Here is a 20,223-nt window from a genome sequence, read left to right on the forward strand (position 1 = left end):
AAATTCAAAAATGGTTAATTAGTCGCACGTTTTTCTGTTTCAGTCCCGGTTTTTTCGGGTAATAATATGTTTTTGACTTATGAAATAAACTGCTGTAGAACTATATCGTCCCACTCCAGGCAAATCCGGATGTTGTCTTCCTCCACCAGCTCGGAGCCGGTCTGTACCTCGATAAACTCCACATCCGTCAGTGCCAGGATGCTGTGTTTGGTGCCTTCGGGAATCCGGACGACGTCCCCGGCTTTCACTTGATGCAGCCGCTCATTCAGAATGACGCTGGCCTCGCCGCTGATAATCGTCCAGATTTCGCTGCGTTTGCGGTGCAGCTGGTAGCTGATGTTTTTCCCCTCTTTAATCCGGATGCGTTTCGTCAGGACCTCGTTCCCCTCTTCATATTTCACATAATCGATAACCCGGTAATGTCCCCAGCGCCGCTCTTCGTACATCGGCCGCTGCTCGATGCCCTTCAGCACTTCTTTGATCCGCGGGCTCTCCGATTTGCTGGTAACCAGAATCCCGTCGGGACTGGCCGCCACAATCAGATCTTGGGCGCCGATCACGGTGATCGGAATGTCCAGCTCGTTGATCAGGCAGCTGGAGCTTGAATCTTCCGTCAGCACGCCCCGGCCCAGCTGATTTCGGGACATTTCCTCGGTCAACGTATTCCAGGTGCCAAGGTCCTTCCAAAATCCGTTATAGGGGAGAACGACGATGTTTTCCTCTTTTTCCACCACTTCGTAATCGAAGCTGATCGACGCAAGCAGCTTGTATTGCTTCTGCATCTCCTCATAATTGAGCGGCAGTCCCTTGCGCTGGAGAATATCAAGCAGATACCCCAAACGGAAAGCGAACACGCCGCAGTTCCAGAGCGCCCCGCGGGAGATTAGCTCCTGCGCCAGCTTGCGGTCCGGCTTCTCCTGAAAATGGCTGACTTTCAGGTAACCGCGCTCGGCTCCGTCGGGCTCGGCCGGGATAATGTATCCGTATTTCTCCGATGCGAGTTCCGGAACTACGCCCATCAGCGCAAGGTTCGCTCCGCTCTCCCGCATCGTCTGCTCCAGCAGCGCCACGCTTTCGAAAAAGGAGGACTCCACATACGGATCAACCGGCAAAATTGCCACGGCGGAGTCCGGCGACACGCCTTCCATGGAATACAGATAGCTGGCGGTCAGCGCAATCGCCGGGAAGGTGTCCCGCCGCTCAGGCTCTACGATGATCGGCACCTCGGCGCCAAGCTGGCTCTGAATCATCTCCACCTGCCCCCGGCCGGTAGCCAGGTACGAAGAGTCTGCGAGTCCGGTTTCGGTCAGCTGCCGCCATACCCGCTGCACCATCGACTCCGGCTGGCCCGTAGGCCCCTCCAATACTTTCAAGAACTGCTTGGACCGCGAGTCGTTGGACAGCGGCCACAGGCGTTTGCCCGAACCGCCCGATAAAAGAACCAGTTTCATAGTGAACCCTCCTGATCGTTCGTTATAAGCGGGCCTGCCGCTTTTGCTGCCATTTCATTGGTCAGTCTATCAATGGATTGAGCTGAAAATGTACAGGCTAGGCGGAGCTGGCACTGCGGCAGATTTGCACTTCCGGTCATATCCGCTGCAGTGTCAGCCCGCAATGCCTACAGCGCTCCCGCCATACTGCGGGACATGCCGCTCAGTCCGCCCATCTGCGGGCGGCCGACCGAATGGTATTCCAGCCCCGTGCCCTCGATTTGCTCTTTCGTATACACGTTACGTCCGTCGATCAGCACCTGCCGCCGCATCGTCGGCGCAAGGAGGTGCAGGTCGATGTCCTTGAATACGCTCCAATCCGTCAGGAGGCAAACCGCGTCGCTGCCCGCCGCTGCTTCTTCCGCACTTACGCACCACCGGAGCTGCGGATGATCGTATTGCTCACGGAACTTGTCTGCAGCGATTGGATCATACAGTTTGACGATTGCGCCTTCCGCTACCAGCGTCTCCACGATTTCGCGGGCCGGCGCTTCGCGGACATCGTCGGTGTTCGGCTTAAACGCCAGCCCCCAGATGCCGATTTCCGCCCCGCGCAGCGCGCCAAGCGATTCGCGCAGCTTCGCGATTATCATAAAACGCTGGTCTTTGTTCACTTCCACCACCGAACGCAGCAGCTTGAAGTTGTAGTCCACATTGCCGGCAATCTGAATCAGCGCGTTGGTGTCTTTCGGGAAGCAGGACCCGCCGTAGCCGATACCCGCCTGCAGGAACGACGAGCCGATCCGTTTGTCCAATCCCATCCCTTGGGCGACTTCAGTGACGTCCGCGCCGACCTTCTCGCAGATGTTGGCGATTTCGTTGATGAACGATATTTTGGTGGCGAGGAAGGCGTTCGAAGCGTATTTGATCATTTCCGCACTGCGGATGTCCGTGACTACAATATTCGGGGTAAAACCCTGATGCAGCTCACGCATCACCGGCTCCAGCGCGGGGTTGTCGATGCCGATCACGATCCGGTCCGGATGCAGCGTATCGCGGATCGCCGAACCTTCGCGCAGGAATTCCGGCGCGGATACGATATCGAACGGATGCTGTGTCTGCGCTGCGATGATGGAACGAATCCGCTCGTTGGTGCCGACCGGCACCGTCGATTTGGTCATGATAATTTTGTAGCCTTCCATCGACCGGCCGACTTCGGCCGCCGCCGCTTCGATATACTGCAGGTCGGCTTCCCCGTTCGGCAGCGAAGGCGTGCCCACGGCCAAAATGACGATTTCGGAGCGCTGCACCGATTCCCGGATATCCGGGGAGAACGACAACCGGCCTTCCTTCAGGTTCATTTCAATCAGCGCTTCGATGCCGGGTTCGTAAATCGGCGACTCCATACGGTTCAGCTTTTCGATTTTGCTTTCGTCCTTGTCCACACAGATGACATGGTTCCCGTTAAGCGTAAAGCAGACGCCCGATACCAGACCGACATAGCCGGTTCCGATTACCGCGATTTTCATACCCTTCATCCTCCTTTTAAAAAGTTCACGTAGGCCTGCTCGACATACTGCTTGAACTGGTCCATGAACGTGCGTTCATCGAATTTTTGCGCGTGCTGCATAATTTGTCCGATATCCCAGGCGTAACGCTCCACCTCGGAGATCGCCTCCAGCAGGTCGTCGACCTCCTGGCGTTTGAAAAACACGCCGTTGACGTAAGGGACAATCGTATCGAGTGCGCCCCCCGCCTGGTAAGCAATCACCGGCCGTCCCGCCGCATTTGCTTCCAGCGGCGTAATGCCGAAATCCTCTTCCCCGGGGAAAATAAACGCCCGGCATTGGGCCATCAGCCCGGTCACCTGCTCATCCTCCAGCCGCCCGAGGAAAGAGACGTTGGATTTAGCCATTCCCTCCAGCCGCTTACGGTCCGGTCCGTCGCCCACGATATACAGCTTCAGGCCGTTGCGGTTGAACGCTTCAACCGCCAGGTCAATCCGTTTGTACGATACAAGCCGGGAGACAATCAGGTAATAGTCTCCGATAGAGCTGGAGCTTGTGAACCTGGATGTGTTGATCGGCGGGAAGATAACGTCCGCATCGCGTTGGTAGTAATTGCGGATGCGGGTCTTCACCACGGACGAGTTGGCCACAAACTGGTTCACGTTTTTTGAAGTGCGCTGATCCCAGGATTTAAGCTGCTGCATATATACCTTCAGTAACTTTTTGAACAAACCGGAGTTCGACTGCCGTTCCATGTATGTGTCGTAATCCCACGCGAAACGCATCGGCGTATGGCAGTAGCACAAATGAAAGGTGTGCTTGGGCACCTGAATGCTTTTCATAAAAGCGCTGCTGGAACTCAGGACGATATCGAAACCGCGAAAGTCCAAATCACGGACAGCCATGGGATACAGCGGCAGCACTCCTTTGAAATTGGTCTTCACGCCCGGGATTTTTTGCAGAAAGGACGCCCGGATGTCCGCATCCTTCAAGTTCTCGGTCAGGCGGCTTCCGTTGAATACCGTCGTGAAGATCGGAGCTTCCGGATACATATGGTGAAATACTTCCACGACTCGTTCGGCTCCGCCCATCTGGATCAAATAATCGTGTGCTATCGCTATTTTCATGTGAATCATCCTCAAAGTTTTATGGAGCAGCCACTGCGGACGCAGACTTGCCTCTTCCCGGCCAACCGGCCCGGGAGCCGTGGATCAGGTGCCCGCCAGCAATCCCTTATAATAATCGACAATATCCTTGACCGTGTTTTCGATAACAAAATGCTCTTTGACCCGCTTCACTCCCCGTTCCGCCATCTGTCTCCGCTCTTCCGGATGCTCCAGCATCCAGGCGATGGATTCAGCCAGGACAGCGGGGTCGCCGGGCCGGATCAGCAGTCCGGTTTCGCCGGGAACGACGATTTCCACCGGCCCGCCTTCATTTGAGGCGATTACCGGCAGACCGGCCGCCATCCCTTCCACGATAACCTGGCCAAACGGCTCCGGCGTGATGGAGGTATGCACCAGCAGATCCGCCTGCTGCATGAGGCCCTGAATGTCGTCGACGTGACCGAGAAGGCTGACGTTTGTTAAACCGTCCTGCTCGATCATTTTCAGCAGCTCCTGCTTGTAGGCGTCTTCTCCAAAAAGCGCGTCCCCGGCCAGCCAGAACTTCACCCGGGTATCCGGCTTAAACGACTTGGCCGCCTGCAGCAGAACATGCTGCCCTTTCCAGTGCGCCAGCCGCCCGACCAGCAGCACGTTGAAGTCTTTTCCCTGCTCCCGGCCGCGTCCGCCGCCGATCGCTTTGGCAAACGCCGAGTAGACAACCAGCGTCTTTTTCGTTCTCGGAAGCTCCAGCGCGTTCAGTGTAGAATGAGAATTGGCGATCACGCCGTTCGGAAGCAGACGCGACAGGAGCCGGATGGTTTTGGCGACCACCGGCTTCAGATACGGGGGACCGATATGGTCCCGGATATGCCAGATCAGCGGCACACCCGCCAGCTTCGCCGCAATCGCGCCGTAAAGGGCCGATTTCAGGGAATTGGTATGCACGCAGGCTACCTGCTCCCGCTTCAGCAGCGGTGCAAGGCGTCTGCCGTAAGACAGCAGCTTGAGGGCCGCGCTTGGCGCGCCCAGGTTCACCGCGTTGCGGTTCCGGGTCCGGACGCTTTCATCCAGCGGAACAACGCGCACGTCGATGCCGCGCTCACGCAGCCGGTCAGCCAGCGCGCCCTCCTCGGCCAAAATCACCAGCGGATCGATTTGACTCCCGATATTCGTCAAAATGTTATAAAGCGCTACTTCGCCGCCGCTCCATTTGGCGGTGTGATCGATATAAGCCACTCTCAGCATCCTGCGGCCACCTCCTTCCCAAGCATTTGACGGAAGACCGACTCGACTTCATCGGCCACCTTCTCCCATGTGTACCGTTCCAGCACATGCTGCCGGCATTCTTCCCGGCTCGGCAGCAGCTTGCGGTTGCCGAGCATGTGGATCATGCCCTCGGCAATATCCGCCGACGTCGTGCCTTTAAACAGCAGCTCCGGGCGGAACTTCTCAAGAATTTCCCGGTTGCCCCCGATTGGCGTTGCCATCACCGGCAGTCCGGACGACAGCGCTTCGGTCGTAATGAGGCCGAAGCCTTCCAGCGCCTGCGACGGAACTACAAACAGGTCGGCGGCCTGGTAATAACCGGCCAGCTCATGATCGGGAATGTAGCCCAGGAGCTTCACCTTGTTGCTTAGTCCGTAATCGGCAATCCGTGTCTCCAATTCGCCGCGCAGCGGGCCTTTGCCCCCAATCAGCAGAATCGCGTTCGGGAACCGTTCAGACACCTGCCGCCAGGCTTCCAGCAGCTGCAGCAGCCCCATCCGGTTCACCAGGCGCCGCACGGTCAGCACGGTGGTGGCTCCTTCCGGCAGCCCCAGCGTCCGGCGGACCGCCAGCCGGTTAGCCGCCGGCACAAAACGTTCGATATTCGCCGCCCCGGGAACGATCCGGATTTTATGCAGCGGGACGTTGTGTTCCCGGTGCAAAATATCGCGGAACGTCTCGCTCAGCACAATGAATTTATCCGCAAGCCGGTAGGCTTTGCGTTCGATCGAGCGGGCGATGGTCGTTTTGACCCGGTGTTTGAGGCCCGCTCCCTCGATTTTCATCTCCTCGTTCCAGGGACCGTGAAAGGTCATGACGACGGGAATTCCCCGTTTTTTCGCCTCCAGCGCCGGTCCGACGCCGTATGGCGCGAAATGGGAGTACAATACATCGATCCGTCCCGTTCCTTCTCCCATCAGCTCGGCAGCCCTCCGCTGGAACGCGTCTTTGCGTTTCCAGATCGTCTCCTTCGGGTCGCCTGCGCTGTGGAGCGTCAGGTTCTCCGGCGTATCCGGCCGGTCGGGCGTGCAGATCAGCGCATGCACCCGGTTGCGGGAGGACAACTCCTCGCACACCGATTTGAAATACGTATTCAAACCGCCGGGCTGCACCGACGGCCAGCTCAGGCCCGTCGCCATAATGTTAAGACCGTCATTGTACTGCATAGCTTCTCTCCCCCTTCTTGTCCGGCTCCGCCTGCTCCATACGGTTATGGGCCGCAAGCTTGTCTTTGCTCTGAAGCTCGTAATGTTTGAAGCCGACCATGAATTCGTACATCACCCAGAATACCGAGACGGCGAAGCCGGACAGCCCTTTTTTATACAGGCCGTGCACCAGATACTTCTGGAAAAAACGCGCCGGCGGACGCAGCAGCAACCGGCTGACCCGGAACGGCTTCCCGCTCTCGAAGGCGGCCTGCGCTTCCAGATCGGTGTATTTGTTGAAGCGATTCACGTGGTCGTTAATGCTGCGGAAGCCCTGATGCCAGAGCGTGCCCTTCAGCTTCACCGTCTTCTCCTCGGACACCTCGGGCATCTCATGCACCAGGCTGTTGCGGATGCCGTATTGCTTCCGGTTGTACAGCCGGACCAGGTACTCGCCGCGGTCCAGCCATTTGCCGAGAAAATCGCCGATCCGGTACAGCGAGTAGGCCGCCGTCGGATCGGACAATCCCCGTTTGCGCTGCAGGATATCGGCGGCAAGCTCGTCCGAGACCACTTCGTCGGTGTCGATAAGGAAAACCCAATCATGGACGGCGCGCTCCACCCCAAATTCGCGCTGTCTGGCGTATCCGGGCCATGGATTGACGAACACACGGCAGTTCAGGCTTTCGGCCAGCCGCACCGTCCCGTCCTTGCTTCCGCCGTCAATGACGACGATCTCGTCGGCGAAAGGCCGGCAGGATTCGATGGCTTTGGCAATCCGTACCTCGTCATCCTGAGCAATGATGACCACCGAAATCGGATAATTCCCCGGGCCGCCAATTACGCTGGTTACTGAACCCATGACGTTTCCTCCTTGTTCTACACGTCCGCCGGTTTCTTGCGGATGTAGGAATTCATTGTCGTCTTCAGCCAGCGGATATCCTCGCCCGTAATCAGCAGACGGGGAACCTTCACTTTCAGACTGAAGCGGATGTTAAAGATAATAAACGCGAACCGGAGCGTGCTGGAGAGCAGCATCGCAAGCCCTGCGCCGAACAGCCCGTAAGCCGGCACCAGCCACAGAAGCAGCGGGATCACCAGCAGCAGTCCTACAAGCTGCAGGAGCGAAACAAACTTCGGCTTACCAAGCGCCATAAACACTTGGGCCAGAATCAGCACGCTTCCGCTGATGGTCACCTCCAGCAGCAGCAGGCGGAACACGGTCAGCGCCGTGTTGAACTCTTTGCCGTACAGCAGCGGAATGACCAGCGGCGCGATAAGCATCAGCGCCAGCGAACCAAGCAGCGTGAAGGTGGAGCTGATCCGGAACGCCCGGAACGTAAGGTTAATCGCGTCATCCTTCGAAAGGTCAGAAGCTTTCGGGAAAAGGACAACCGTGATGGAGGTCGAAAAAATATTGACCATCCGCGACAAGCTGACCGCCACCGCGTACAAGCCCAGATCGGCCGGGCGGAGCAGGCCCGCGATCAAGATCTGGTCAATGTAATACGAGAATTGACCAAGCAAATCGTTGCCGTAAGACCCCATTCCATAGGTGATCAGGCGTTTGAACTGCAGATACCCGTCCCGCATTTTTTGCTTGTAGGTCTTCAGCAGCGTCACCGTCATGCCAATGTACATCGGCACTGACGGAAGCAGGTAGGCCATCGCGGTAGTGTAAGGATTCATCGTATCGGTCGCGATCAAAATGCCGATAATGACCAGCGTCATGACCGGGTTCAGGTACCGGACCCAGTTGAAACGCTTGTAATCGCCGCGGAACTGAAAGGCGGCGTTATTGATCTGCGAGATCGCCACGATCGGGCACAGGATCATCGTCCATTGGGCGGTCCGCACAACTGCCGGATCGAAGGAACCCAGCCAATAAGGCATTACCACTACGCCGACAATGGCGGCGATTGCCCCGAATCCAAGGGCGATCAGCAGCGCCATCCGGTACAGGAGGCCGGCGTCGTCCGGATTTTTTTTGGCATTGTAGATCAGAGCGGAAGGAATACCGAAACTGAGACTGAACGCCAGGAACTGGGACCAGTTCACCATCGCCGTCTGCTCCCCGCGTCCGGTCGGGCCGAGATAACGCGCGGTCAGCACGCCTGTCAGCATATTCAGCAGCAGGATCATGACGCTGACGAACATGGTTTTCACTGCCGCCGAGCTGTTGTCCTTGCTTTTAGTAAAGCGGACCAGGGTGGACCAGACGGAGCTACGAGGATATGATTTCGCGTTCAATTGCTGCATGGGAGGTCCCCTTCTTTCTGTTCGCAATAGCTTCTCTTGCTCCCAGCCCGATGCCGACCAGCATCCAGATCAGATACCCTTTCAGTCCCGGGAAACCGTTGTCCGACACCAGGCTGGCTACGGCGCCCATCCAGGCGGCCAGCGCAAGCCTGGCGTAAGGCTGCATGGGATTTTTTTTGGCGACTTTGACCGCCAGCTGCTTCAGGGCCGCGCCCAAAGCGCCGAAGAAAAACAGGCCGCCCGCAATCCCGAAGGTCAGCAGCAGGGCGATAAACCCGTTGTCCATATTGCCGTATTCGCCGAGTTCGCCGCCGTTGCCCAGCTTTGTCCCCTGCCCGACGCTGCCGATGCCCTGCCCGACCGGATTGCTCATTACTGTCGGCAGCATGCTGCGCCATAAATCGAGACGTTCATTGTAGGAGTGGTCCTCCTGCACCGAGGTCAACGTCTCCATGCGGGCCACCAGCCCTTCGGCGCCCGGCAGCTTAGGCACGATCCAGATCAGCAGCGCTGCCACAAATCCAAGCTGCAGCAGCGACTTCCATTTGCCCTTGGACGGTGAGGTGGCGATGTATACGAGCAGCATCACCAGCAGGACCAGCCAGGCCGAGCGGACCAGCGTGGTCAGCAGGCAGACGACGACGAGCAGTACGCCGATCCAGCGCAGCGTGCCCTGCCATTTTCGCTCCAGGATCATGGGAACAAGCGCAAAAACAAGAAACGTTGCGGCCGGACCCGGCGAATTCAAGGTTGAGAACACCCGGATCTCCAGCGGATACGGCGTGCCGATCGAAATCATGTCCGCGTGCCGCATCCAGAAGGCGTCCCATTCGGGAACCGTCAAATACTGGATGATGCCGTAAATCGACACAAGCACCGCGATGTTGGCGTAGGCGTACAGCAGCCTGTCGATATCCTTGGAGCTGAAGCGGATGACGGCAAAATACGGAATCAGCAGCAGCGGCACAATATAATTGGCCAGGTCATACACCGAGCCAAGCCCGTTCTTCGCAAGCCCGATCAGCGTGCCGTAGACAAGTGCGCCGCCAAAGAGGGCGATGATCCGGGTGGAGGACCGCTGGATCTTGTGCAACTCCCGCATCACCGGAATGATCAGGGTTGCCCCCGTAAGCAGCGGCGCCAGACTCAGCAGCGACACGGAATGGTATTCGCCTTGCGCCCAGTCGGCAATCCGCCGCAGCTCAGGCGCAACCGCCCAAATGAGCAGCGTGTAAGGCACCAGCGCTTTAGGCTTGATCAGCGCCAGCAGCAGAGCCGGGAACAGCAGCCCAGCCAGGACGGCGGCTTGAAGGCTCGTCGATTCGGTGAGCTTCGCGCTGATAAAGCCGATCACAAGCGGCAGTCCGAGACAGGCCGCCGCGACCGCGAACATTGCACCCGCGCTGCGCAGTTGTACCATGGATGGCAGCCTTACGCTCCCCTGATTCCGGCTCGTCATGATTAAGGCCTCCCCCGCTTCCGCAGTTCTTTGAGCAGCAGGACAAGAAACTGGGCGTCATCGACCAGGTATCTCTTCCACAGCCTGCCCGGTTCCTGGCTGAGCCGCCAGAACCATTCCAGGCCCGTCCGCTGCATGAAATCCGGCGCTCGTTTGACCGACCCGGAGATAAAATCGAAGGTCGCGCCAACGCCGATGGAGACCGGCGCCTGGTAAGACAGGTAATGGCGGTAAATCCACTTCTCCTGCTTCGGCGCGCCTACGCCGACAAATACGATGTCCGGCTTGGTCTCCGTAAGCATCTGTACAATGCGTTCATTTTCCTCGGCATTGTTCTCAAATCCGTAGGACGGGGAATAACATCCCACAATATTCATCCCCGGATAGGCGGCTTTAAGCTTCATCGTCGCCTTCTCGGGTACGCCTTCCGCAGATCCGAGGAAAAACAGCCGGTATTTGCGCTGCTCGAACGCATCGCCCAAACGGTTGAACAAATCGGCGCCGGACACCTTTTGCTTCAGCGGCTTGCCCAGCATTTTTGACGCCCAGATCAGAGGCATTCCGTCCGCGACAACCGCTCCGGCTTTGGAGTAAACGGTCTGAAACTCCTTGTCCTTGCGCAGCTTGATCACATGATCGACGTTGCAGGTTAGGATGTAGGAATGGTTCCGCTCCTTGATCGCCGTGTCTATGTAATCAAGCAGATCCATGAAATCGTAATTGTTGAAATTGACATCGAACATGTTCACTAGATTCATCGTATCACTTCTTTTTGTGGGGAATCGGTTGGCTGTGAAGACCGGTACAGGCAGTTTAGATACCAGCAGAACGGAATGATAAACTGGACCGTCGACAAGGTGTTGTCGGAAAACGAATAAATCAGAAAAGCCGCGATAAACAGTGCGTAATAAGGCTTGACCGGCGGCGCCAATACCCGGTAGACCAGGAGAAACACAGCCAATAAGGACAAGAACAGCAGCGTGGAGCCGATATATCCCCCGTCAAAATAAAACCGGATGTATTCGTTATGGGGAACGACGAACCCTCCGTACAGCGTGCCGTCATTCGCCACCGTTACGGCGCCAAGCCCTCTGCCGGACCAGGGCGAACCTTCTGCCTTGTCCAGGAAATACGTCCAGGCTTCCGCCCGCCCCGACAAGTCGATCCCCTCATCCGTCTGCCGCTCGAACGACCGCTTCATGATGTTGTCCCACTGCAGGGCCACAGCACCCGTGATGAGCGCGACCGAGCAAACGATCGGAATGAGGTATTTCGTTCTGCCTTTCAAATACTGCCGTGAAATGTCGTAAAAGTAATAGAGAACCAGCGGCGCCATTGCCAATATGGGACCCCGCGTCCCCGTGCCGATCAGGATCAGGAAATTGACCGCCAGCACGATATAATAAAACCGGGATTTATCCGGGTTCCGCTTGATCTCGATGAACGGAATCGTAATCCCGAGAAAAGCCAGCATCGCCAGATGCGCCGGAATATTCGCCCCCTGAATCCGGACCGCGCCGGTAAATTCGACGTTCATGAGCGAATGCAGGTGCGCCGCCTGGAGCAGCACCCCCGCCGCGACGCTGACGGCCGGGAGCAGGCAGATGATCCGGATATGCGTTTCGGCCACCTGCTTCTTCCAATTGATCAGCAGGAAGATAAACGGCAGCGATAGTCCGATAAACGCCTTGATCGCGATCGACGACGTCATCTCCGGCAGCCAGACCGAAAATCCGAACGTGATCAGCACGAGCGCGGCCATGGCCCAGATCGGATGGCTCAGCTTGAAGCGCAAACCGTTCACGAGAATGCAGGGAATTAATAGACCGATAATCGCCAGCTTGTAGAACGACAGCACTTCGAGTCCAAACATGCTTCCGGCGTAGAGAAAATTCACCGAAATTGCCGTCGACATGAGGACGAAGTAGCTAATGATCTCCGGCCGGGACAGCGAAACCGCAAGCACGAGAATCAGGCCGACAAACGCCACCGCGAGGATGGGCTGTACGATAACCGCCGTCCCCAGGAACAGGGCGGACAGAAGATATAGCGCTCCGACAGGCAGAGCATTCAGTTTGGAGCCCCATTGAAAGTTGGCCACGATTCGTCTCTCACCCCGCTGCGGATTCCCTTTTCCGGTTCCAGATCATTTCGAGGGTTCCGCGTATACTCTCCAGCCTGCACTTGACCAGCAGTTTGCGCCCCGCGCTCCTGGAGAACAGCGAGTCGACCAGGACAAACGCGATTTTTGCGGCCGTTGTTCCGAGCAGCACCGCATTGCCTTTCAGGCCCTCCCGCTTCATCGCGTTCGAAATGCCTTGGCTATAATATCGTTTCATAATCCATTCTTCCGTCAGCCGGCCCGCCGCCACAAAATGGTCGACCGCCATCTCCGGATGGTACAAAATGGTGTGCCGCTCCTTCCGGATCTGTCCGAACAGCCACTGCTCTTCGCCCGACAGCAGCGAATCGCCTTTACGGCCCAGCTCGAGCGGGAACAGGCTGATGTCGAACACCGTTTTACGCATGGCCATGTTCGCTCCGCACGGATGCAGCTTGCCCGGGTATTCCCGGACCCGGCCGCCCAGATCGACGATCGTGTACGGCAGCTCAAACGGCTTGATCAGCCATTCGGGGCGGCCGCTTTCGAAGATCGGCGCGATCGGTCCGCCCATCGCCATACAATCCGGCCTGCTGCCGAATGTGGAGACGATGGTATCGATCCAGCCGGGACAAGGGATGGCATCGTCGTCGAGAAAGGCGATGATGTCTGCTTTTGCCGCCAGAATCCCCGTATTCCGCGCCGCCGACAAGCCCTGGACAGGCTCCAAAATGTAGCGGGCGTCCAGTTCGCCGGCGTGCTTTTCGAGGAAACGTTTGACGGCATCCGCCGTCGTATCGGTGGACCGGTTGTCGACCACAATCACCTCCGCCTCGCTCAGGCGGTCCAGAGACAGCAGCGACTCCAGCGTCTTGACCAGCAGAGCAACGCGGTTGTACGTGCAGATGATAATGGAAACCTTGGGAGCGTCTCCGGAATCACGCATAATCATTCTCCTAAAGTTCACGGATTGTTGTATCAATAGGCATCTTTGGACCCGAGCAGCAAAAGTCCGGTTTTGAAAATAATCTTCAGATCAAGCAGTGTGCTGCGCGTTTGAATGTAAGTCAGGTCCATCTGAACCATCTCGTCAAAGCCGACGCTGTTCCTTGCGCTGACCTGCCAATATCCGGTGCAGCCCGGCGTTACCATCAGCCGCTGTTTGTCGTACTCCGTATACTGGGCCACTTCCTCGGGGAGCGGCGGCCGGGGACCAACAAGGCTCATGTTCCCGATCAGCACGTTCCAGAGCTGGGGAAGCTCGTCAATGCTTGTTTTGCGGATAAACCGGCCGATGCGGGTCACGCGCGGGTCGTTTTTCATTTTGAACATCGCCCCGCTGACTTCGTTCTGCTCCAGCAGCTGCTTTTTCAGCTCTTCGGCATTGGAGACCATGGAACGGAACTTGTACATCGAAAACGGCTTTTCGTCTTTGCCGACCCGGGTCTGCCGGAAGAACACCTTGCCTTTGGGGTCCTCCAGCTTGATAAGTACGGCAACCAGTATGAACAGAGGCAGCAGCACGAGAAGGCCAAGAGCGGAAAAAAAGATATCGATCATCCGCTTCATCACCAGATAGGATTCCGCTTCTTTGATTCCTTCTTTGGCTTGCAGCATGTAAAGTTTGGACGCCACGACATCATAATCCTCGGGCATTTTTTGCATGCTCATTCCCCGTCATTCCTCCTCTTCCCGTAAATGAACTCACCTTCGTTTGTCAGCTGACCGTCGCTTGTCCCGCTTTGCTCAGCCATTCGGCCATCGCATCCATCACCGGATAACGCAGGTCTTCGTTCTGAAGCGCAAACTCCAGTGTTGTCAAAATATAGCCGAGACGCTCGCCCACGTCGTAACGGGTGCCTTCAAAGTTATAGGCATACACGCGCTCGCTTTGATTCAGCTTTTGAATGGCATCGGTCAGCTGGATTTCGCCGCCCGCGCCTTTTTCCTGAAGGTCGAGGTATTTAAAGATTTTTGGCGTAAACACGTAGCGGCCCATGATGGCCAAGTTCGACGGAGCCGTGCCGAGCGGCGGCTTCTCCACGAAGTTGTTGACCCGGTACAGGCGTCCGTCCTGCAGGTCCGGCTCAATGATGCCGTAACGGTTCGTGAATTCGTCCGGAATCGTCTGTACGCCGATTACCGAGTTTTGCGTTTCCTCGTATTGGTCAATCAGCTGCTTCAGGCAAGGCGTCTGGCCGGTTACAATGTCATCGCCCAGCATAACGCCAAACGGCTCGTCCCCGATAAAGCGTCTTGCGCACCATACGGCATGGCCGAGGCCTTTGGGTTCTTTTTGGCGGATGTAGTGAATCTCCACCTTGGAGGAACGCTGCACCTCTTGCAAAAGCTCCAGCTTGCCGTCTTCCAGCAGGCGGGATTCAAGTTCAAAAGCATTGTCGAAATGGTCTTCGATCGCCCGTTTGCCTTTACCCGTTACGATGATGATGTCTTCGATCCCGGAAGCGATCGCCTCCTCGACAATGTACTGGATTGTCGGTTTGTTGATAATCGGAAGCATTTCTTTAGGCATGGCTTTCGTCGCGGGAAGAAAGCGCGTTCCCAGACCGGCTGCGGGGATAATCACCTTTTTCACTTTTTTCATCGCACTTGCCTCCTTGACTTCGTTATTTGGTTTGATTCATAGCGATACCGAGAATCGGGGTACCTGCCTGATCCAGCAGCAGCTTCAGCTTGCGCAGGCTTTCACGTTTTGTTTTGCCGTGACGGGCGACCACGATGACTCCGTCGCTCTGCGGCGCAAGCACGCGGGCGTCGCTGAACTCCACGGCCGGGGGCGTATCGAGCAGCACCAGATCAAAAGAGGCGCGCAGCTCGTTCAGCAGAACCTGCATCCGCTCTCCGCCAAGCAGGTCGGCTGGGCTCAGCACCGTCTCTCCTGCGGGAATCACCGCCAGATTGGCAAGCGAGCCGTATACCGGCGTCTCGTCCGCTTCCGCCTGGCCTTTCAGGTAGCCCGTCAGTCCGCCGCCTTCCTCCGTTCCGAACACGAGGTGCAGGGCCGGCTTTCTCAGATTGCAATCCACCACGGCAACTTTTTTGCCGTCCTGTACGAAGGACACTGCCAGGTTGGAGAGAATGGTCGTTTTGCCCTCTCCGTCCCCCGCCGAGGTGAACAGCAGCACCTTGCCGGCTCCAGGCTCCAGAATGCCGAGCTGGCGGATGTACGTCCGCAGGCTGCGGAACGACTCAGATACCCGGGACGCGGGATTCGCGTCGGCGACCAGGCTGTTATTCAACCGCAACATAAGCGCCCTCCCCTACTCTTGCTTTTGACTTCGCCGCTCCGCCCATATCCCGCTTGCGGATGGTCGGAACCGAAGCGATCACCGGAAGCCCGATATCGTGCAGCGCCTCCTTTTCGGTGCGGAGCGTGTTGTTCAGCGTCTCCAGCAGGAGGATCAGTCCCAGCGACGCCATCAGTGATACAACGAAGCTGATCAGGATGTTCATCATCGATCCGCCGTTCACCGGAACCGCTTCGGCGTTTGGATCGGCCGGCGTCAGGAAGGATACGTTGTCCAGCTTCATCAGCGAAGGGACGTTGCGAATAAACGTCTGCGACACCGCGTTGACGATGTTCGCCGCTTGCTCATAACTCTTGTCCTGGATGCTCAGGTTGATAACCTGGCTTTTGTCCGAGGAGCGGATTTCCAGCTTGCTGCTGAGCTCTTTCGCCGTCATGCCGAATTCGGGATGGGCCGCGACCACTTCGTCCATAATGGCCGGGGATTTCAAAATGTCCTTGTAGCTCTCGATCAGATTCAGACTGAAATTCAGTTGATTCAGCTGATTGCCTTCGGCAGCATAGGGGACGTTGTTGACCAGGAGCTGACCCGAAGCGGAGTAGACGGGTTCTACGAAGTTTTTGCTTACGTAGTAGGTAGTGCCGCAGGAGATCAGAACAAACGCTACGATAATCCATAAGCGCCGTTTGATCAGCTGGATGTAATCCAAAATCGTCTTTTCCACAAGAAGCCTCCTTCCGTAGCATTTTTTCTCTCGTTGTGCCGACAAGCAAAACAATTGAAACAATCATGAAACTTTCAGTTTTCTTGCTTTAATTCTATCAACTCGTCTTCCGGGGGACATGGGCCGTAGCTTCACTTTCCTGTTCACTTTGGAATGAGCCTTCTTACCGCATGGGACTACCCCTTGGTATACTTTAGTGCCATATTCGCAAAAAGCTGTCGGAACCTGCGGAGGCGGGGCGGGCAACGCTGCGGGGTACGCGCGGAGGCGGGGCTGGCAACGCTGCGGGTACGCGCGGAGGCGGGGGCGGGCAACGCTGCGGGGTACGCGCGGTAGCGGGGGCGGGCAACGCTGCGGGAATCGCGCGGAAGCGGGACGGGCAACGCCGCGGGAATCGCGCGGAGGCGGGGACGCAGCTGCTGCCGGAACGGCATCGGGGCCCCCAGAGTTCCCGAATTTCCAACCCGGCCCCCGATACAAAAAAGGCTGTCTCATAAGTCGCTGCAGGTGACAGCCCTTGTTCGTAATGGACTTGGCCAATCTGATGCAGAATCTATGCTTACGCGATTCAGCATTGTCCTCCCCTGTGACTTTCTCACGGACTCAGAGGACCTAATTTGCTGATTATTCCGTGTTTTGGCCAAGAGACGGACTCAGATTCCCTTATTTACGCAGAAAGTCCATCGTTTGGATGTTTTCGGTACGAATAACGGATCTGGAGTCCGCAAGGCAACCCAAAAGCCCACGAAACTCAGAAATAACGTCCTCTGGGTCCGGAAAAACCTCGGTATCGCGTTCGGTGGTAATCCGCTGCGGGTGTGTCACAGGAGAGGATTCGTTCCAGTTAGATTCCACCTCAAGGCGGACACCCATGCTCTTGGCTAACGGTAGGCGTTCGCCAGCCCCCGTTCGGGACTTTCACCCTAGAAATGACGCCCATGCTGGGCGTACAAAAACAAGCGCCCCGCCATTACCCTGGCGGGACGCTGTCATTAGCAGGCTTCTTAAGCAGAAAGCTTAGTCCACCGACATTTCGTATTTGGTTAATCCGACCGCATTGGCATACAGCGCCGCCTGCGTCCGGTCCGCCACCTGAAGTTTAGCCAGGATCTGGCTGACATGCTTCTTCACGGTGAACTCGCTGATAAACAGCCGGGAGGCAATTTCCCGGTTGCACGCGCCTTGTCCAAGCTCGATGAGCACCTCGCGTTCCTTGGGCGTCAGCTCGTCCGTCGGACTGCCGACACTCATCCGCATTTTGTCCTCCATCAGGCCGGGGTCGTAGTATTTTCTCCCCTTATGTACAAGCTGGATGGCGAACAACAGCTCTTCGGGCAGCGCCTCTTTGAGCACATATCCGTCTACGAGCACTTCCTCCGCTTTCAAAAAGTCCTCCCGGCTCGCCGACGACGTCAGCAAAATAAACTTCGTATTCAGCCCCTTCTGCCGGGCCGCCTTAATCACATCCAGTCCCGATTCGTCGGCCAGCTTCAAATCGATCAGCACGAGATCCGGCTCGCATTCGGCAATGACCTCAAGCGCCTCCTGGCCGCTTGTGGCTTCACCGGCAAACTGCACATTGGGCTGCATGGAAATAACCGCCGCCAGGCCTCTTCTCACCAAAGGGTGATCGTCCACGATGACAATTTTCACTTTACGCGACCTCCTGTCTCGTTATGCGTTCTTCAATTCCGCCATGCCTACCGGTACCGATACCAGCACCTGCGTTCCGTTATTATGACTGCTGGAAAGCTGGAAGCTTCCTCCAAGCGATTGCGCCAAATACTTCATATTCTTCATGCCAAGTCCGCCGGAACCTTCTTCCGACTGCGCCCACAGCCTGTCCGCATCGAAGCCGGCTCCGTCATCGGAGATCGACAGACGGATCCATTTCGGCTTCAGGGACAGCTCCACATCCACCCGGGTCGCCCCGCCGTGGCGGATTGCGTTGCCTGTAGCTTCGGAAATAATCCGAAACAGCGCTTTGTGGTACGGGTAAGGAAGACTGAAATCGTCCCCCGTGATCTTCAGCTCGATTTCCACGTTGTTCAGCCTGGACAGGCTCTTCAAGTGCGACCGCACCATGCCGATCCAGGTCGGGCCGCCGCTTTTTTTGGAGCTCAGGCTGTAAATGGTAACGCGCAGTTCCTTGGCGACCTTCGTCGCCGAATCGTGAATCAGCTCGATCTGTTCCTCGAGCTCGGTATCCGACATCTTGCGCCATGTCTGCTTCAGCGAATGCGTCGCATACACAATCCCAAACAAGCTTTGCGATACGCTGTCATGCATTTCATCCGCGATCCGGTTCTGCTCATTGGTAATGATCAGCCGGTTCTCGATGACGCCCAGCTCATGCCGCTCCAGGATGATCGCGCTCAGCTCCGCAAGGAACATGAGCTGCTGGATATACCATCTCCTGCCTTCCAGTCCCTCCGCCGACTCCAGCTTGACTCCAATCATGCCGACGAATCGGGTGCTCATCCGCACCGGCATCAGCAGGAAGTCGCCTAGTCCCGGAAGACTTTTGAATACCGGCTCCCGCTGCAATCTCCATTCCTGCTCATGCTTCTCAAGCTCCGCAAAAAGATACAGCTCCTCCTGCCGCTGCCAGCCGGTCTGTCGGCTGTCCGGGGCCGACTCGCCGCTCTTTCGGGCGAACCAGAACAGCGCCTTCTCCAGTTTCGTCAGCTTGACCACATAGTCCGTAATGACCTGTCCGATGTTCATGAAATCATGCTGGCTGGAGTTCTCCACAATGTGATACAGCGATTTGATGTGCTCCATGGTCTCGTTGGTACGGGCGTCGGCTTCCTCCCGCTCCCGTTTGGCCCGGACCAGCATCTGCATCACCGTGACGGCTAATACAAGCGCCAGGAACAGATTTCCGTTCTCCCGGACCGCCGCCGTCAAAAAAAATTCATCGCCATCAAAAAAACTATAACAAAATGCCATCAAAGAACCGATATAACCTAGGAGAAGTATCCATGCGAAATAAAAATGTAAAAAACCGGCAGCTGCAATAACCGGGTTTAACGCGTACCAGCCGAACGGGCTGTCCAGCCCCCCTGTTGACAGGGCCAGCACCACAATCCCCGCCGTCTCTACGCTTACGGCCAGCATCATGGTTTTTCTTGCGCCGCGCAGCCTGCGGTACAAGCTGTCAAAGACGCGGGCAAGCCCAAACAATATCGCGATAAGCAGTGTTTTGTAGCCTACGGAAGGTCCCACGGGGCTGATCAGATAGATTAGCGAGGTCAGGGACAGGGAAAAGTAGCGGTAATAAGCGAACATTCTGTCTTCCGCAGTTGATCTTATTCTCATCCCACCACCCTATTCTCCAAGATTGTGGAAAATGCGAGCTTGTTTTAGCGCTGTGTTTAAAAGCATCATACATAAAAAAAATCACAATAACAAGTTACGTCATTTTTTGTGAACGGTTACATTACATAAAAAACAAAAAAAGTTACGTTTCATTAATTAATGCAAACGTAATCAAAGGAAATATTGCTATAAATTGCACATTACATGGCATGTTAATGTGACCTTTACAAAAAAAACGCCAGCTCTTCTCTGGAGCAAGCGTTCTTCCGTCTTATATTAAATTCATTCCATCCCGTCTCAAGAGATCTTGTCACACGTACTGCCTGCTTCAACAGCCGGCTTCTGCGCTTCGCATCCGCAAATGCAGATCTGATAACGGGTCCCGTCCACAATATGAAAGCCGGTGGATAAAATCCGCACATGGGTGCTCCCGGAATCCAGTGTATGGAGACTGCCGCAGGTGATGCAGTAAAATTCGCTCATGTTCTTCATCTCCAGTATGCGAAAAAGCGATCTCGGTTCCATTCTCGGCTCTGCTTAAGCGGTGAGTGCTCCGATTCCGACCTATATTTCCAGCAATACCTAAAGAATAGCACCGTTTGACGAAGGGTGTCAACAAAAAACTACAAATTCCG

18 protein-coding genes are annotated in these 20,223 nt (G+C 56.4%); all 18 read right to left on the reverse strand.

Going from position 1 to position 20,223, the window contains the following annotated elements; translation table 11 throughout:
- Positions 1 to 77: 77 nt before the first annotated feature.
- The 18 genes from ACE6ED_RS22450 to ACE6ED_RS22535 all read right to left on the reverse strand — a co-directional run bounded on the left by ACE6ED_RS22450 (position 78) and on the right by ACE6ED_RS22535 (position 20,071).
- Positions 78 to 1,451 (reverse strand): sugar phosphate nucleotidyltransferase, encoded by a 1,374-nt coding sequence (locus ACE6ED_RS22450; RefSeq protein ID WP_410829658.1) that lies wholly within the window; start codon positions 1,449 to 1,451, stop codon positions 78 to 80.
- A gap of 167 nt (positions 1,452 to 1,618) precedes the next feature.
- The gene (locus tag ACE6ED_RS22455; protein ID WP_410829659.1) at positions 1,619 to 2,959 is read right to left on the reverse strand and encodes a UDP-glucose dehydrogenase family protein; all 1,341 of its coding nucleotides are present in this window, start codon (positions 2,957 to 2,959) and stop codon (positions 1,619 to 1,621) included.
- 5 nt (positions 2,960 to 2,964) lie between these two features.
- The gene (locus ACE6ED_RS22460) at positions 2,965 to 4,065 is read right to left on the reverse strand and encodes a glycosyltransferase (protein ID WP_410829660.1); all 1,101 of its coding nucleotides are present in this window, start codon (positions 4,063 to 4,065) and stop codon (positions 2,965 to 2,967) included.
- Between the two features lie 84 nt (positions 4,066 to 4,149).
- Complete coding sequence (locus ACE6ED_RS22465) at positions 4,150 to 5,289, reverse strand: glycosyltransferase family 4 protein (RefSeq protein ID WP_410829661.1); 1,140 nt, start codon at positions 5,287 to 5,289, stop codon at positions 4,150 to 4,152.
- Positions 5,283 to 6,476, reverse strand: coding sequence for a glycosyltransferase family 4 protein (locus ACE6ED_RS22470; protein WP_410829662.1), 1,194 nt, complete (start codon positions 6,474 to 6,476; stop codon positions 5,283 to 5,285). Before ACE6ED_RS22470 ends, ACE6ED_RS22465 begins: the two co-directional genes overlap by 7 nt.
- Positions 6,463 to 7,317 carry a glycosyltransferase family 2 protein gene (locus ACE6ED_RS22475; RefSeq protein ID WP_410829663.1) on the reverse strand — a complete coding sequence of 285 codons (855 nt, stop codon included), beginning with the start codon at positions 7,315 to 7,317 and terminating at the stop codon, positions 6,463 to 6,465. Before ACE6ED_RS22475 ends, ACE6ED_RS22470 begins: the two co-directional genes overlap by 14 nt.
- Positions 7,318 to 7,334: 17 nt before the next feature.
- Positions 7,335 to 8,714 (reverse strand): lipopolysaccharide biosynthesis protein, encoded by a 1,380-nt coding sequence (locus ACE6ED_RS22480; RefSeq protein WP_410829664.1) that lies wholly within the window; start codon positions 8,712 to 8,714, stop codon positions 7,335 to 7,337.
- On the reverse strand, positions 8,680 to 10,173 hold the full coding sequence (locus ACE6ED_RS22485) for an O-antigen ligase family protein (protein ID WP_410829665.1): 1,494 nt from the start codon (positions 10,171 to 10,173) through the stop codon (positions 8,680 to 8,682). The genes ACE6ED_RS22480 and ACE6ED_RS22485 overlap by 35 nt, the downstream gene beginning before the upstream one ends.
- Positions 10,174 to 10,175: 2 nt before the next feature.
- Positions 10,176 to 10,931, reverse strand: a complete 756-nt coding sequence (locus ACE6ED_RS22490) for a WecB/TagA/CpsF family glycosyltransferase (RefSeq protein WP_410829666.1) — start codon at positions 10,929 to 10,931, stop codon at positions 10,176 to 10,178.
- Positions 10,928 to 12,274 carry an O-antigen ligase family protein gene (locus tag ACE6ED_RS22495; RefSeq protein ID WP_410829667.1) on the reverse strand — a complete coding sequence of 449 codons (1,347 nt, stop codon included), beginning with the start codon at positions 12,272 to 12,274 and terminating at the stop codon, positions 10,928 to 10,930. Before ACE6ED_RS22495 ends, ACE6ED_RS22490 begins: the two co-directional genes overlap by 4 nt.
- Before the next feature lie 10 nt (positions 12,275 to 12,284).
- Positions 12,285 to 13,220: a glycosyltransferase gene (locus ACE6ED_RS22500; RefSeq protein ID WP_410829668.1), complete on the reverse strand. Its 936-nt coding sequence runs from the start codon at positions 13,218 to 13,220 to the stop codon at positions 12,285 to 12,287.
- Positions 13,221 to 13,252: 32 nt separating this feature from the next.
- Positions 13,253 to 13,945 (reverse strand): sugar transferase, encoded by a 693-nt coding sequence (locus ACE6ED_RS22505; protein WP_410829669.1) that lies wholly within the window; start codon positions 13,943 to 13,945, stop codon positions 13,253 to 13,255.
- 46 nt (positions 13,946 to 13,991) lie between these two features.
- Positions 13,992 to 14,879 (reverse strand): UTP--glucose-1-phosphate uridylyltransferase GalU, encoded by an 888-nt coding sequence (galU, locus tag ACE6ED_RS22510; protein ID WP_410829670.1) that lies wholly within the window; start codon positions 14,877 to 14,879, stop codon positions 13,992 to 13,994.
- Positions 14,880 to 14,901: 22 nt separating this feature from the next.
- A complete protein-coding gene (locus ACE6ED_RS22515) occupies positions 14,902 to 15,543 on the reverse strand; it encodes a CpsD/CapB family tyrosine-protein kinase (protein ID WP_410829671.1) in 642 nt (213 codons plus the stop codon).
- Positions 15,527 to 16,267: a YveK family protein gene (locus ACE6ED_RS22520; protein WP_410829672.1), complete on the reverse strand. Its 741-nt coding sequence runs from the start codon at positions 16,265 to 16,267 to the stop codon at positions 15,527 to 15,529. The genes ACE6ED_RS22515 and ACE6ED_RS22520 overlap by 17 nt, the downstream gene beginning before the upstream one ends.
- A 1,017-nt stretch (positions 16,268 to 17,284) precedes the next feature.
- Positions 17,285 to 17,920 (reverse strand): response regulator, encoded by a 636-nt coding sequence (locus ACE6ED_RS22525; protein ID WP_410829673.1) that lies wholly within the window; start codon positions 17,918 to 17,920, stop codon positions 17,285 to 17,287.
- Positions 17,921 to 17,941: 21 nt separating this feature from the next.
- A complete protein-coding gene (locus ACE6ED_RS22530; protein ID WP_410829674.1) occupies positions 17,942 to 19,588 on the reverse strand; it encodes a sensor histidine kinase in 1,647 nt (548 codons plus the stop codon).
- Positions 19,589 to 19,885: 297 nt separating this feature from the next.
- Entirely contained in the window at positions 19,886 to 20,071 is a 186-nt protein-coding gene (locus tag ACE6ED_RS22535) for a hypothetical protein (RefSeq protein WP_410829675.1), read from the reverse strand.
- Positions 20,072 to 20,223: the final 152 nt, after the last annotated feature.

Origin of the sequence: Paenibacillus nanchangensis (assembly GCF_046543445.1) — a bacterium.
Lineage (GTDB): Bacteria > Bacillota > Bacilli > Paenibacillales > Paenibacillaceae > Paenibacillus_AQ > Paenibacillus_AQ nanchangensis.